This is a genomic window from Priestia sp. FSL W8-0524 (genome assembly GCF_038005965.1).
GTDB lineage: Bacteria > Bacillota > Bacilli > Bacillales > Bacillaceae_H > Priestia > Priestia zanthoxyli.
Window position 1 is genome coordinate 714,055 of record NZ_JBBOUG010000001.1, and the last position, 14,543, is coordinate 728,597.

Annotated in this window: 18 protein-coding genes; 9 read left to right on the forward strand and 9 right to left on the reverse strand. The window is 38.0% G+C overall.

The genetic code is table 11. The features are described 5' to 3' along the window. Positions 1–7: 7 nt before the first annotated feature. The 5 genes from NST66_RS03550 to NST66_RS03570 form a co-directional block, all read right to left on the reverse strand. Positions 8–181: a twin-arginine translocase TatA/TatE family subunit gene (locus NST66_RS03550; protein WP_013055701.1), complete on the reverse strand. Its 174-nt coding sequence runs from the start codon at positions 179–181 to the stop codon at positions 8–10. A gap of 73 nt (positions 182–254) precedes the next feature. Further along, positions 255–569, reverse strand: a complete 315-nt coding sequence (locus NST66_RS03555) for a DMT family transporter (RefSeq protein WP_033578200.1) — start codon at positions 567–569, stop codon at positions 255–257. A gap of 1 nt (position 570) precedes the next feature. Beyond that, on the reverse strand, positions 571–912 hold the full coding sequence (sugE, locus tag NST66_RS03560; protein ID WP_028412237.1) for a quaternary ammonium compound efflux SMR transporter SugE: 342 nt from the start codon (positions 910–912) through the stop codon (positions 571–573). A gap of 42 nt (positions 913–954) precedes the next feature. Beyond that, positions 955–1,545: a TetR/AcrR family transcriptional regulator gene (locus tag NST66_RS03565; RefSeq protein ID WP_014461312.1), complete on the reverse strand. Its 591-nt coding sequence runs from the start codon at positions 1,543–1,545 to the stop codon at positions 955–957. A gap of 84 nt (positions 1,546–1,629) precedes the next feature. Beyond that, positions 1,630–2,283 carry a hypothetical protein gene (locus NST66_RS03570; RefSeq protein ID WP_049163091.1) on the reverse strand — a complete coding sequence of 218 codons (654 nt, stop codon included), beginning with the start codon at positions 2,281–2,283 and terminating at the stop codon, positions 1,630–1,632. Positions 2,284–3,191: 908 nt separating this feature from the next. On the opposite strand from NST66_RS03570, the gene pgsB reads away from it, so the two are divergent. From pgsB to NST66_RS03600, 6 genes are all read left to right on the forward strand, one after another. Beyond that, entirely contained in the window at positions 3,192–4,373 is a 1,182-nt protein-coding gene (gene pgsB, locus NST66_RS03575) for a poly-gamma-glutamate synthase PgsB (protein WP_014461310.1), read from the forward strand. A gap of 16 nt (positions 4,374–4,389) precedes the next feature. After that, positions 4,390–4,839: a poly-gamma-glutamate biosynthesis protein PgsC gene (pgsC, locus tag NST66_RS03580; RefSeq protein ID WP_013055707.1), complete on the forward strand. Its 450-nt coding sequence runs from the start codon at positions 4,390–4,392 to the stop codon at positions 4,837–4,839. A gap of 40 nt (positions 4,840–4,879) precedes the next feature. After that, a complete protein-coding gene (locus NST66_RS03585) occupies positions 4,880–6,076 on the forward strand; it encodes a CapA family protein (RefSeq protein WP_028412240.1) in 1,197 nt (398 codons plus the stop codon). Positions 6,077–6,105: 29 nt separating this feature from the next. Next, positions 6,106–7,668, forward strand: coding sequence for a gamma-glutamyltransferase family protein (locus NST66_RS03590; RefSeq protein WP_033578201.1), 1,563 nt, complete (start codon positions 6,106–6,108; stop codon positions 7,666–7,668). A gap of 20 nt (positions 7,669–7,688) precedes the next feature. Continuing rightward, positions 7,689–7,892: a CapE family protein gene (locus NST66_RS03595; RefSeq protein WP_014461308.1), complete on the forward strand. Its 204-nt coding sequence runs from the start codon at positions 7,689–7,691 to the stop codon at positions 7,890–7,892. Between the two features lie 123 nt (positions 7,893–8,015). Continuing rightward, positions 8,016–9,578 (forward strand): gamma-glutamyltransferase family protein, encoded by a 1,563-nt coding sequence (locus NST66_RS03600; protein ID WP_033578202.1) that lies wholly within the window; start codon positions 8,016–8,018, stop codon positions 9,576–9,578. A 26-nt stretch (positions 9,579–9,604) separates the two neighbouring features. Here NST66_RS03600 and NST66_RS03605 read toward each other — a convergent pair whose 3' ends face one another. Beyond that, entirely contained in the window at positions 9,605–10,054 is a 450-nt protein-coding gene (locus NST66_RS03605) for a staygreen family protein (RefSeq protein WP_028412243.1), read from the reverse strand. A gap of 148 nt (positions 10,055–10,202) precedes the next feature. On the opposite strand from NST66_RS03605, the gene NST66_RS03610 reads away from it, so the two are divergent. From NST66_RS03610 to NST66_RS03620, 3 genes are all read left to right on the forward strand, one after another. After that, entirely contained in the window at positions 10,203–10,370 is a 168-nt protein-coding gene (locus NST66_RS03610) for a hypothetical protein (protein WP_014461305.1), read from the forward strand. A 222-nt stretch (positions 10,371–10,592) separates the two neighbouring features. Further along, on the forward strand, positions 10,593–11,066 hold the full coding sequence (locus tag NST66_RS03615) for a hypothetical protein (protein WP_028412244.1): 474 nt from the start codon (positions 10,593–10,595) through the stop codon (positions 11,064–11,066). A gap of 129 nt (positions 11,067–11,195) precedes the next feature. Next, positions 11,196–11,855 carry a haloacid dehalogenase type II gene (locus NST66_RS03620; RefSeq protein WP_033578203.1) on the forward strand — a complete coding sequence of 220 codons (660 nt, stop codon included), beginning with the start codon at positions 11,196–11,198 and terminating at the stop codon, positions 11,853–11,855. Positions 11,856–11,885: 30 nt separating this feature from the next. Here NST66_RS03620 and NST66_RS03625 read toward each other — a convergent pair whose 3' ends face one another. The 3 genes from NST66_RS03625 to NST66_RS03635 form a co-directional block, all read right to left on the reverse strand. Beyond that, positions 11,886–12,068 carry a CsbD family protein gene (locus NST66_RS03625; protein WP_014461302.1) on the reverse strand — a complete coding sequence of 61 codons (183 nt, stop codon included), beginning with the start codon at positions 12,066–12,068 and terminating at the stop codon, positions 11,886–11,888. Positions 12,069–12,208: 140 nt separating this feature from the next. After that, entirely contained in the window at positions 12,209–12,700 is a 492-nt protein-coding gene (locus NST66_RS03630; RefSeq protein WP_033578204.1) for an NUDIX hydrolase, read from the reverse strand. 89 nt (positions 12,701–12,789) lie between these two features. After that, a complete protein-coding gene (locus NST66_RS03635; protein ID WP_033578205.1) occupies positions 12,790–14,340 on the reverse strand; it encodes a glycoside hydrolase family 10 protein in 1,551 nt (516 codons plus the stop codon). Positions 14,341–14,543 lie beyond the last annotated feature (203 nt).

The following is a 14,543-nucleotide window of genomic DNA, read 5'->3' on the forward strand; positions in this document are numbered from 1 at the left end:
AAGCCTCTTATTTAGGAGGGGCTTTTTCTTTTTCGTCTTCTTCCATAATTCCTTTTGTAGCGTTTTTAAACTCTTTTAACGTTTTTCCAGCAGCTTTTCCTAATTCCGGCAGTTTCTTTGGACCAAAAAGCAATAGAGCGACAAATACAATTAAGGCAATTTCTCCAAACCCAAGGTTCATTGTCATCGTCTCCTATTTTTTGAAAGTGTTTACAAGTTTAGTATAGCACGAAAAGAGGGGAAGTAGTACACCCTTATCCAGTGATTTTAAGGCCAATTACACCTGCTACAATACAAAAAATAAATAGAATTCGACGCATATCTTTTGCTTCGCGAAAGAAAAGCATGCCGAGAAGTACACTTCCGGCAGCGCCTACTCCCGTCCATATACCGTAAGCTGTTCCAAGAGGTATTTCCTTTAACGCTAAGGAGAGAAGATAAAAACTTCCTGCACCGAAAAGGATAAATCCAATTGAAGGAAGCAATCGCTTAAATCCATCCGAAAGTTTTAAGAAAATCACAAATCCCACTTCGCAGAAACCGGCAGCTATTAATGCAATCCAGGCCATGTTAGGATTCCTCTCTTTCTGTTTCTTCAGTAGAAATTAACTTTAAACCGATAATTCCAAAAATCATTAATCCTAAAAATAAAATCTTTCCAATATTTACGCCTTCGTCTAAAACGGTCATACCGAGTATCGCTGTACCAGCAGCTCCTATACCAGTAAACACTGCATAAGCTGTTCCCACAGCAATTTTTTTTAAGGCATTTGAAAAGAAATAAAAGCTGATGACAATTGTGACGATCGTAATGATTGTTGGAGTTAATTCAGTAAATCCGTGTGAATATTTTAAGCCGATTGCCCATACAATCTCGAGCAAACCAGCGATAATAAGGTAAATCCAAGCCATTTTAATTCCTCCTTACATAATAATAAGCCCTTTTTACAGGGCCTATTTAGCGCGTATGCCTTCCCAAAATATTGTCCAAGCATCGTGGATTTTTTGATCATAATACTCTGGTTCATAGTAAAAGCGCTGAATGAACAGTCCGTCGGTTAAACAATAAAAGCTATTGATATACAAATCAATCGGACGTTCAATTATTTCGCCTTCAGCCATTCCCTGTGTAAAAATAGCATGCAGAATTTGATCAGACAATCGTTCGCTTCTTAAGAAAATAGCTTTTACTTCCGACTGCAAATGCTCAGGTGGAAACAAAATAAGACGACGGTACATCTGGCCAAAAGAATCTTTTTCAATCATCGTGCAGAAATCTACAACAAAGCAGTGAAGCTGTTCTTTAGCAGACTTTGTTTTATGCTGTTCGTATATAACAGATAACTTTGTTAAAAATAAATTCATTAAATCATGCACGGTTAGTAAAAATAAGTCGTCTTTGTTCTTAAAATGAGCGTACAGGGAAGGTTTTTTTATGCCTACTTTTGATGAGATATCAGCAAGCGATGTTTCTGTATAGCCTTTTTCTCCAAAGAGCTCCATTGCGGCAGCTCTAATTTTTTCTACAGTTGATAATTCACTCAAAAAAAGCTCCTCCTCAATCTAACTAACGGTCGTTAGGTAAAAGATATCAAATATAAAAAAAAGAAGCAAGGGAATCGCTTCTTTTTAATGTATTTTTACTAAATGACGCTGAGTTAAAAATAAAGAAAAGATAAAAATAAGCTCAAACGTATTTGTTACGGCTGTGCTTGGTATAGGAATTGACACGGCACTTCCTATAATCATCACGGCTACTCCAATCATCATGCTGCTCCACCTGGTCTTGCGAAATAAAGAAATTCCAACAAAAAGCAAAATAATCGCCACAATAAGAACCATAAGAGGGGGACCGGATGATCCCACTAATGTATAGCGAACAATGCCATATTCACGTACAACTTCCATACGCTGAGTAATCGTCTCGATTATTTCATAGCTAATTAAGGCAAACGTAGTCAGCAAAAAAAGAATGCCGGCAACAGGTTTTTTAGCCCATGTAATCGTCGAGTATTTCGCTACGCCATACGCAAAGAGCACCAAAGTAGGGGTAAATAAAGCGTGAAACCAAAAGCGAAGCATGCTGAGTGAACGTAAAGTATCGCCTTCACCGATAAATGAACCAATCCCAATCATTACATTATCGTAAATTAGTCCAGCTATTACTAAAGGAAGAAATAGCATGTAAAACGGCGAAGTGTTTTTTCGTACTACATATATGCTAAAGAAAAACAGGACAATGTAGCAAAAAGAAAATAGAAAATAAAGGATTGTATCAACCATTTTTTTCCTCCTTTTGATGATACTTCTTCTTTTTATGATAACATCATATGCCAAAAAAGTGAGGAATCATGCATTTTTCTAGGCAATCTTAACGGACAAAAGATGCCTTTATCGGTAGAAAGATTCAGAAAATATTGAAATAAAAATAGGAAAAGAGGCCATAGTCAAGAGATTTAGATTTACTGAATTGATTATTAAATAAAGGAAATCTATAAAATAACAACAAAAGAACTAGGTACATATGGAGTCTAAATGCTTATAAAATTAGAAAAAAATATTTAATGTCCTTTCTATTTAAGTAAGTTAAATGTAAGCAGAAAATGATAAATAAATGTATTTTTCTTACTTTTATATCTATCTATCATCCTCACAAGTACGGTTGTTAGACAAATTCAATTGGTATATCCATAAAAAGGAATTAATGGGATAAACTATTTTTTATTCCACCTTTATATTACAAAACGTTTTCTAAAGTTAAGAAATTTTTAATTACGTAATATTTCCGTGTGTTAATTGTAAGAGTGATGTATAAAATATTCCTGTTATTATGGTAAAAAAAGGTATCGATGGGATTTTTCTAGGTAATTAAACTTTAGACCTATTCTGTAAATTTTAAATAAAACGATGAGTTTTTAATTCTGTAAATAGACAATCGGAATTGTAAGAATATATAACATTTGAGCTATTGACCACTAATGAGCGCAGATGATAGTTTTAGAGCTGTTGAAATTGGTACTCGAGTCCATTTTTCAAAGCAGGTGTTTTAGCAGCATGCTAGCGCTGTTAATTGATTAGCTCCCATACATATATAAAGGGAGTGAAACTATGAAATCGTATATCTATCATTATGAATCAAAAGCATTCATAACGTATCCAACAGGAGAAGTTTGGAAGGAGAAGAATGAAACATGATCTTAATTATCCTATGCTGCCTATTTTTAGTAGGGTATGGCGTTTGGGAGTATCGCAGACATTTACGCAAGCTGCATTCAATTCCTGTACGAGTGAATGTTAATGGTATTCGCGGAAAATCCACCGTTACACGATTGATTACAGGTATTGTAAAAGAAGCAGGTTACAAAACAGTAGGGAAAACGACAGGAACACAAGCGCGTATGATCTACTGGCATACAAGTGAAGAAGAACCAATTATTCGTCGTAAAGAAGGTCCGAACATTGGAGAACAGCGACGAGTGGTAAATGAAGTTGCCGATATTGGCGCGGAAGCTCTTATTTGTGAATGTATGGCGGTACAGCCTGATTATCAAATCACATTCCAAAATCAGCTGATTCAAGCCAAGGTAGGCGTTATTGTAAACGTACTAGAAGATCACATGGACGTAATGGGTCCAACTCTAGATGAAGTTGCTCAAGCGTTCACTGCTACTATTCCTTATGATGGCCACCTTGTTACAATTGAAGGTCCATATTTGGAATACTATAAAAAAATAGCCGCAGAGCGCAACACAAAGGTTATTGTAGCTGACAATGATAAAGTATCTGAAGCGTATTTACGTGAATTTGATTATATGGTTTTCCCTGATAATGCTTCCATCGGTTTAGCAGTAGCAGAAGCACTTGGCATCGATGCTGAAACAGCGATGAGAGGAATGTTAAATGCCCAGCCTGACCCAGGAGCTATGAGAATTACAACATTTGGCGATGAAAAAAATCCAGCATTTTTAGTGAATGGATTTGCTGCCAACGACGCTTCTTCCACGCTTCGTATTTGGGAACGTGTAGATTCAATGAACTATAGTGAAAAGCTTCCTATTGTCATTATGAACTGCCGTCCGGACCGTGTAGATCGCACGGAGCAATTTGCTGAAGATGTAATGCCATACATTGAAGCGGATGTAATGATTGCAATTGGTCAGACGACCTCACCAATCGCTGCTGCGCACCAAAGAGGCGAATTACCAACAAAAGAATTCTGGGATATGGAAGGCGCTTCTACAGAAGAAATTTTAGAGCGCATGAAGCCTTATTTAAAAGATCGTATCGTATACGGTGTCGGAAATATCCACGGTTCAGCCGAGCCGCTTGTTGAAGCTATTATTGAAATGAAAAAGATGAGAAAAGCAGTTTAATCTAGGAGGCCATTTCATGTTCGGATCAGATTTATATATTGCCCTTGTGTTAGGGGTTACACTAAGCTTAATTTTTACAGAAAAAACGGGCGTATTGCCAGCCGGTCTTATCGTACCGGGGTATTTAGCTCTTGTATTTGATCAGCCAATTACCATTTTAATGATTTTCTTAATTAGTATTTTAACGTATGTTATCGTCGTGTACGGAATCTCAAAAGTAGTTATTTTATATGGACGTCGCAAATTTACAGCGATGTTAATTACGGGTATTGTGATTAAAGTTGCATTTGATTATTTCTTCCCGATCTTGCCGTTTGAAGTGTTTGAATTACGCGGAATTGGTATCATTGTACCGGGCTTAATTGCAAATACAATGCAAAAGCAAGGTCTTCCTTTAACAGTTGGAACAACGGTTTTATTAAGTGGTGTAACATTTGGAATTATGCAAGTTTATTATTTATTTTAATACACAAACAAACCGCAGCTGGTAAAGGAAGGTGAAAGCGTTGAAAGAGAAAAAATTAAACTTTCAAGAAAAAGTATTGATGTTTATAAAGAAAACAAAGCCTACAACGGGCAAGCAAGCTCTTATCTTAACGCCAATTTTAATCGTAATTTTAGCTCTTTCAGGATGGATGGAGCGTTCGGACGCTCTTGAAAACCCTGAGACTGCTAATCCAGAGGCCAATAATGATTTAACGATGACTATGGTCGGAGACATTATGATGGGTCGCCATGTAAGAGAAGTAACTGAACGCTACGGAGAAGATTTTGTATTCCGCAACGTGGAGCCGTTCTTTAAAAATTCGGATTACGTAAGCGGGAACTACGAAACGCCGATTTTAACAAACGACGTAGATTCATATAAAGCAATGGAAAAAGGTATTCATTTATATAGTAAGCCTGCTGATCTAGCGACCGTTAAAAATGCAGGTTTCGACGTATTAAACTTAGCGAACAACCATTCAATGGACTACAGTGCAAAAGGGTTAGAAGATACGATCTCTACTTTTGAAGCAAACAAATTAGATTTTGTTGGTGCTGGCCGTAACTCTGAAGAAGCAAAGCATATTTCATATAAAGATGCTGACGGCATCCGCATTGCAACCGTAGGGTTTACGGATGTACATTCAGACGGAATGTCCGCTGGAAAAAACAACCCAGGTATTTTAAAAGCAGATCCGGATCTTATTTTCAGCACGATCCAGCAAGCGAAAGCAAATGCTGATTTAGTTGTAGTAAATGCCCACTGGGGTGAAGAATACGATGCACAGCCAAGTCCTCGTCAAGAAGGACTAGCAAAAGCGATGGTAGACGCTGGTGCGGACATTATCATCGGTCACCATCCGCACGTTCTACAGTCATATGACGTATATAAAGGTTCGGTTATTTTCTATAGCCTAGGAAACTTTATCTTTGACCAAGGGTGGTCAAGTACGAAAAATACAGCGATGGTTCAGTATCATTTAAACAAGCAGGGCCAAGCTAAAATTGATGTTATTCCAATGGTTATTAAAGCAGGTACACCAACTCCAACAGATAACCCTTGGCGCATGAAGCGTATTTATAACGATTTAAACAAGTTTTCTTCAAACCCTGAACTGTTAGAAAAAGAACGAAACAAGTTTGAATTAAACTTAGATCATTCTCGCATTATAAAACATGCAGAGGAGCGCAAAAAGAAAGAAGCACAAGCTAACTAATAGCCCGTCATACACAGAGGAGGTAAAAGATGATAAATAAACGTAATACGATTATTGTTTCCATTGTCATCTTTTCACTCATAGTAGGTGTATGTGTTTATCAATTTATGTTTCCAAAACAAGAATATGCAGTAAGTACTTCAGATCCTCGCGCCACAAAAGTAGGTATGGAAATTCTTAAACAAGGCGGTACAGCAGTTGATGCAGCTATTGCCATTTCCTACACGCTTGGTGTTGTGGAACCGTACGGATCAGGACTTGGGGGAGGCGGCGGAATGCTGATTGATCCAGCAGATGCCTCTCCAACATTTATTGACTACCGAGAAATTGCACCTAAGAATGATAAAGAAGATGAGATTGGCGTACCAGGGTTCGTCGCTGGTATGGATTATATTCAGCACCACTACGGATCTCTGTCGATGAGCAAACTAATCGACCCGGCCATTAACTATGCCGAGAAGGGGTACAAAGTGGACAAAGATTTGCACGATAGGCTGGTTTCATACAAAGGTAATGTGAATGAAGATGAAATTCCTAGCTTTTACCCAGATAAAGACGCCATTAACACAGGTGAAATTGTCAAACAGCATGAATTAGCGAACACGCTGCAAAAGATTAAGGAAGAAGGGCCAAATGCTTTTTATAGAGGGAAAATTGCAGACGATATTACAGAAGAAACGAAAGTAAGTCACAAAGACTTGCGAAAGTATGCGCCTGTTGAGCGCAAACCTCTATCAACTAATTATAAAGGTCATCAAATTATTTCAGCACCTCCTCCTTTTGCTGGTGCTACGCTCATTCAAATGTTAAAAATGACGGATCAAGAAGATATTTGGAAGCTGAAGGAATCGCATCCTAGTCTTTATTATCATTTTCTTGGTCAAATTTCAAAAGTAGCTTATCAAGACCGCTTGAAGAAAATTGCCGATCCGGCTTTTATAAAAGAAACGCCAAATGATTGGATCGACGATCACTACGTGCATTTACTTCGTAATAAATTAAATAATACTGAAACAGATCACACCAAAGTAAGCGACGTCGAAGAACATGAAAGTACCACTCATTTTGTTGTGATGGACGGTGACGGAACCGTTGTATCGACAACGAATACGCTGAGTAATTTCTTCGGCAGCGGTGAATATGTAGATGGATTCTTTTTGAATAATACGCTCAATACGTTTGGACAAGGAATTAACAAGCGTGAACCTGGTAAGCGTCCAAGAACATTTACAGCCCCTACCATTATTCGTGAAGGTGATGAATGGGTAATGTCGATTGGCACACCGGGAGGAAATCGTATTCCGCAAGTGTTAACGCAAGTAATTGGGGATTATTTTGAGGACAAAGATTCCATTAAAAAGGCAGTAGAAAACAAGCGTGTGATTTTTGATTCTCATAAGTTTTATTCAGAAGCTAAGCTTAAACAGTCAACTAAAGATGGTTTAAAAACGTACGGCTATGACTTGAAAAACAATGATAACGCGATGTTTTACGGAGGCGTTCAAGCTCTTGTGAAAGACTTAAAGAAAAATCAAATTCAAGGTGACGCTGATCCGCGCCGCCACGGTTTATGGGGAAAAAGTACAGACTAATTTAATTGGAGGAATAGAAAATGATCGCAAAACGTATCGTAGGGATTGTAGGACCAATTGCTATTGTAGCAGGAGTAGTAGCAGGACTTGGAGCTTTAAAACATCCGGCTACTCTTTCAACGGATGAACAGCAAAAAATCGAAAATAACGTAAAAATGATTGAACAAACAAAATCTGCTGCTACAGATGCAGTAAATGATGCTGCAGCAGCTTCTGGGAAATAAAACATATATAGTAATAAAAAGGCATCGTCCGGGGCGATGTCTTTTTTGTGTGCAATTTAATTTATGGATAAAAATGAAAGCGATTCACAAAATATACATATGAGTAAAAATGGAGGGGAATGTGTGAATAAAAAATTACTGTTATTTAATATTGTTGCTGTTTTGTTGTTAATCGGGGTTATAGCCGCTTTTTTTATGACTCAATCGAGTACAGATCTTAGTCCTAAAAAGCTGCTTAAAAAAAATAATGATCATTCTTATGGTGTGAGTTCATCGAATTCTCTGGCAGCAAATGTAGGGATGGACGTATTAAAAGAAGGCGGGAATGCAGTAGATGCGGCCATTGCTATTTCGTATGCCCTCAATGTAGTCGAACCTTTTGGATCCGGAATTGGCGGAGGTGGAGGTATGCTGATTGCCAAAAAAGATCAGCCTGCTACCTTTATCGATTACCGGGAAACCGCTCCAACTTCTATGAGCGGTAAAAACGGTGTGCCGGGATTTGTGGCTGGCATGGAATATATTCAGCAGGAGTATGGCACAAAATCAATGAGTGATTTAATTCAGCCGGCCGTTGAATACGCTGAAAAAGGGTTTGAAGTAGACTCTCTTTTATCTTCGCGATTGTATTATTCTAGAGGAAGGATGGATGTGGATGATCTATCTGCTTTTTATCCGAAGGGAGAAGCAATCGAAGAAGGAGAAACGCTGTCCCAGCCAGTGTTGGCTAAAACGTTAATTAAGATTCAGCGAGAAGGTGCATCTGCATTTTATAAAGGAGATTTGGCACAAGATCTTGCTGATGCAACGCCTATTTCTAAAAAAGACCTATCTTCCTATCAAGTGACAGAAACCAAGCCTGTCGTTTCTGCTTACAATGGAACGGAAGTGATTTCAGCGCCTCCGCCTTTTTCCGGGATTACACTGATTCAAATGTTAAAAATGGCAGAGAAAGAAAATCTTGAAACAATGCCTGACAAAGACTATTACGAAACGATGAACAGAATTAAAAAAGCAGCTTACTCCGACCGGTTAAAACAAATCGGCGATCCTGACTTTCATAATCAAAACTCAAGTGAGTTAGTTAGTGATGATTATATAACAAACCTGGTCAATCACCCGACAAGTTCTTCAGGTGAAGGGGATGAAGAACACGAAAGTACAACACATTTTGTAGTCATTGATTCAGAAGGAACCGTCGTATCAACAACCAATACGTTAAGTAACTTCTTTGGTACAGGCGAACAAGTTGACGGTTTTTTTCTTAATAACAATGCTGATACGTTTGGAAGCAAAGAACCGAATAATCGTGAGCCAGGAAAAAGAGCAAGAACCTTTACAGCTCCAACTATTATAAGAGAAAAAGGCGAGTGGGCGATGGGAATAGGTTCTCCTGGCGGAACACGGATTCCTCAAATTTTAACTCAGGTACTTTCTAAAAATCTTGAAGGAAATGAACCGCTTCAAGAAGCTGTAAATGAACCGCGATTTATTTTTGACGATTCGACTATTTATATAGAGCCTGATTTAGATACAAAAAATATCCCTTCTGCGTTTCGGATAGAAACAAAGGAAAGCGACGTCTTTTATGGAGGTATCCAAGCGTTAACCATTAATTTTCAAGATAAACAAATGGAAGGGGCGGGAGACCCTAGAAGAAATGGAGTTTGGAAAACAGGAGATTAACGAAGTAAAGATCCCTTCTCATATGCTTAGGCATAGTGAGAAGGCGTTTGAAAATATCGAATGGAATGAAATTCTTTGTCACTGGAATGAAAATGTACGTAAATGGGGGAACGATCTAAAGCAGGGTGAGCGTTGAAAAACGTGGCATCACCGTAGCGCAATGCTTTTAGTAAGTAAGGCATTTCTTGTTTAAAAATAGCATACCGTATGGCTTGAACAGACTTTTCCGTGTGTTCATTTCCAATAAATACGTATACATACAGCGTATCAACACCGTCTTTGTGGAGCCATTCGGCAAAAAGCTCATTTCGCTGCTCATTTAATTGATCAACAGCAAACTTTTCGTCGATCCAAAGAAATAAATCGTCTGTTTGTTCAGAATGGGTGAGCGTATAGCGGCGCCCAATAAAAGGAAAGGTGGGCGTGCTTCCTTGCCGGTATGTGACGCTAAATTGCTGAGGATTAAAAGCAGACAAAGGGCATCTTCCTTTCACGCTTTTAAGTAGTTTATGCATAAAAAAGAGAAATTTCACACATTCGTCAAGAATTTTAAACTGCTTTTTTTACATGCATACTTATGAAAAAGTTGTTACACTGAAGAAAAGAAATAGTGGGTGATAGAAGATGGAGCCGCTGTATATTGTTTTAACGATTTTTTTAGCAGCCATGCTATCGTATGATATTGCTAAATTTGTTCGAGGAGACCGGCCAGATTGGAAAGAGGGTCTCGTGACGGGCCTTGTGTTCGTGGGCTTTTTAGCAGCCATGCAAATGGCTTTTCACATTGTATAGCGCAGAAAGAGGCTGGGACAAACGTAGTTTAGTTGAAGGAAGATCTGAACGGTGAATTGTTCGGATCTTTTATGGTTAAGGTGAACGTAGATTTCATGTGTGTAGTTATGTCTCAATCTCTTTTTTGAGGATATGTCCGATAAGTTTAGTTCGGCAATACTAAAAAGCCCTGATATCGAATAAGCTGTTGTATACTGCATTTTTGATAAAGGGGCTTTTTACTTGTATCGAAAAAAAACACTGCTTTTGAAGCGAAGTTTAGGAGTAGCTGTGTTTCTTGCTTTGATTGCGCTGGGAATTTGGATGTTTCAATTTACATTCTTTTCTCCGAGTCATCAAGCCAAATCTGCTGTAAAAGAATTTTATACGCTAGAACAGGAAGGGAACTTTTCGGAATCATGGAACCTTTTTCATTCGTCCATGAAAAAGAAGTGGACAAAAGGTGCATACATACAAGATCGAGCACACGTATTTCTCAATCATTTCGGAGTAGACACTTTTACGTATTCCATTGAAGATGTTGAAAAAAGAAAGAGCTGGAAGATGGAAAATGATCGTAAAGCGTTTCCTGTTGTTTACGAAATGACCGTTATCCAAACGTATAAAGGGAAATATGGAAACTTTGATTTGGTGCAGAAAGTGTATGCTGTTCGTGAAAAAGGAGAATGGAAAGTCGTGTGGGATTATAAACAGTAGGAGAGCCTGCTGTTTTTTTATCTTCATAAGAAATGAGCATACTTCAGCTGGTAATATGCCTCTTTTTTAACAGAAAAAACGTTATGTTTTTTTACGAGTGGGTAAAATGAAAGAAGGAGGCGAACACAGATGAAATTTAAAACGATTTTATTTGATGCATATGGAACACTGTTTGATGTACATACCGTTATTGAAACGTGTGATAAGCTGTATCCGGAACGAGGAGAAAGTATTAGCCATTTATGGCGTTTGAAGCAAATTGAATATGCAATGCAATATCAGCTGATGGGACGATACGTTGACTTTTATACATTAACAAATCAATCCCTGAAATATGCAGCAGAAGCAAATGATATTGATTTAACGGAACATGAAGAAAAAATGCTGATGAGTGCTTACATGAAGCTGAATGTCTACGATGAGGTCAAAGAGGTGCTCGCCTATTTAAAAGAAAAAGGATATCGTCTGGCTATTTTTACGAATGGTCCTAAGCATATGATTGATCCGCTTGTTTCTTATCACAATATGAATCATTTATTTGAAGACGTTATTTCCATAGACGAAATCAAACAGTACAAGCCTACAATGGCAAGCTATCATTATGCAAAAAATAAAATGAATGCAAAAAGAGAAGAAGTATTGTTTCTGTCATCGAATACATGGGATATTGCCGGTGCTAAAAACTACGGGTTCGCAACGGCTTGGGTTAACCGAAAAGGAAATGTAGCTGAGCATAAAGAGTTGCAGCCAAACGTAATGATTAAAAGCTTAAATCAGCTTATTAAATAAAAAAAGAACGAGCATTAAGCTCGTCCTTTTTTATTTATTGCTAAATGTATCTTTTGTTTCGCCTACTGCTTTTTGAGCATTTCCTTTTGCTTTCTCAGCTTTTCCTTCACGCTGAAGATCGCGGTTATTCGTTGCATTTCCGACTTGATCTTTTACTTCACCTTTAGCTTTTGATACATTTCCTTTAACTTTATCTCCTAAACCTTTACTCATTTTAATCTTCCTTTCTATTAGTGATTAAGTAGTGTTACTTGTCTATTCCACCGTTAGAAAGAAATTAAACATATTTTCTGATTTTGGCCTAAACAGAAGCTAAGCCTGCGATATTTAGAAGTACTGTTTAGTCACTATCATCATTCGGAGGTTTTAAGTTCCCACTCATCATAAATCTGAGATTCATAAGGCCATGATAATAAGCTTAAAGATTCCACTGCTTTTAGAACAAGAGGAGAAGCATTATCGATGTTAAGATCTTGCGGTGCAATCCACAATGCTTCCAAAGAATCTTGTCCTTTAAACTGGACGGGGTTGGAAAGAAGCTCACCGCCGGCAATGTCTACGTAATAAAAAACAGCAATGTGATGTACATGAGTAAATTCTTTCCACTTACAGGGATACTGAAAATCCGTTGTACCTGCTTGAGAAATAATAGTAATTTCAAAGCCAGTTTCTTCACTAAATTCTCTTTTCATCGCATCTGTTAATGTTTCACCGTGTTCTAGCTGTCCGCCTGGCAAATCAAAGCGATGAATATACGGCCCTCTATTTTTTCGAATAACAAGCAGCTTGTCATCTCGCATACAAATTCCATATACGCCAAAGGCGCGATCATAGTTTGGTTCCATCTTTTTTCACTACTTTCTATAACAGAATGGCTTGGTAAAGCATCATTTGATTTCTTTATCCTACCATACATTTTGTTATAGAACCTTTTTTAATGAGGTGCTTTTACAGTAAGCGTACGGGAAACAGCACTTTCGTTATGCAAACGGTCAACAGAGGTTACAACATATGTGTATGTTTGATTTTTGAGTGCGCTTTGATCTACAAATAATTGTGTTTCTCCTGTTTTCCGAACGGTTGTCAGTAAGTTTTCTGCGTTGTTGATGTCACCTCGTTTATTGCCTTGGAAGCGATAAATGGCATAATAGGCGGAATCATTCTGCTGATGATCTCGAATTTCAAACGCCGCTTCTTTTGTATGAGGGCCTGCGTTTTTTAATTTTGGTGCTTTTGGAGCCGTATCATCAAGCCAAGGCATTGCCGGAATAAGAGCAGGATGTTTATAAATATCGTTTTGCAGCTTATCTTTTATTCCTAGCGGGTTTCGGTTCAAATCTTTCAGGCTAAAATGCATGCTCCCGTGTACTTCTGGAAATTGATGATTCAGAGCAATTTGCCTTGGATACTCATCGGGATCAGACCATGCTTCCACCGCGTTGTTATTAATTTTATAAGCAGCTTGTCCAATATAAAGGTGAACTGGCTTTCCGCGAACTTCATCTCTCCACCAGTTGAGCAGCGTATCGTAAGCAGCGGGTTCAAATCCAATATTCCAATAAATTTGCGGAGTGATGTAATCAATATATCCATTTTGAATCCACGTACGCGTATCAGCATACAAATCATCGTAGTTTGTTTGTCCAGCAGTCGTCTCAGAGCCAGTTGGATCATTAGCGATGTTTCTCCACACGCCGAACGGACTGATGCCAAACTTCACGTATGATTTTGTTCTTTTAATAGCCGTATTTAAATCTCGAACAAGCTGATTAACATTGTCTCGGCGCCAGTCTTCAATATTCGAAAACGTTTGAGCACCGTAGGTTTGATACGTTTTTTGATCAGGGAACGTTTGACCTGCAATTTTGTAAGGATAAAAATAGTCATCCATATGAACAGCATCAATATCATAGTTTCTTACGACTTCGAGCACTTCTTCAATAATAAAGTTTTTTACTTCGGGAATACCTGGGTTGTAGTAGAGTTGTTTTCCATAGGAGACGACCCAATCAGGATGTTGTTTGGCAGGATGATTATCGGCAAGTTTGTTTAAATCAGTATGATTCATGGTAATGCGGTAAGGGTTAAACCATGCGTGGAATTCTAAGTTGCGCTTATGTGCTTCCTCCACCATAAAAGCTAGAGGATCGTAGCCGGGATCTTTACCTTGTGTACCCGTTAAATATTCTGACCACGGGCCATATTTCGACGGATAAAAGGAATCAGCGGTAGGTTTAATTTGAACGACCACAGCATTCATTCCCATCTTTTGTACTTCATCTAGCAAATAGGTAAACTCTTTTTTTTGCTGCTCAACCGGAAGACCAGGCTGAGAAGGCCAGTCAATATTGTATACGCTTGCAATCCAAGCCGCTCGAAGCTCCCGTTTTTGATACGTAGTAGGTACGTCTGCTTTAGCAGGTAATGTGCTCGAACAAAACAGCAGCAAAAACAAGATGCCTCCAATCCATTTTTTTATATGCATGTTCGTTCCTCCTTCTTTTTTGGTTGAGATAAAATTTCTTTCATAATATAGCATGCGGTCGTTATATTCACAATAGGTTTTAATAAAATATTCTGAAAAATAAAATAAAGTTTTAAAAATATCAGAAAAATATTGAAATTAAACTTCAGAAAAAATATAATAATGGTAATTTAAAGAATATTTTAGAAATACGTTACTTAACG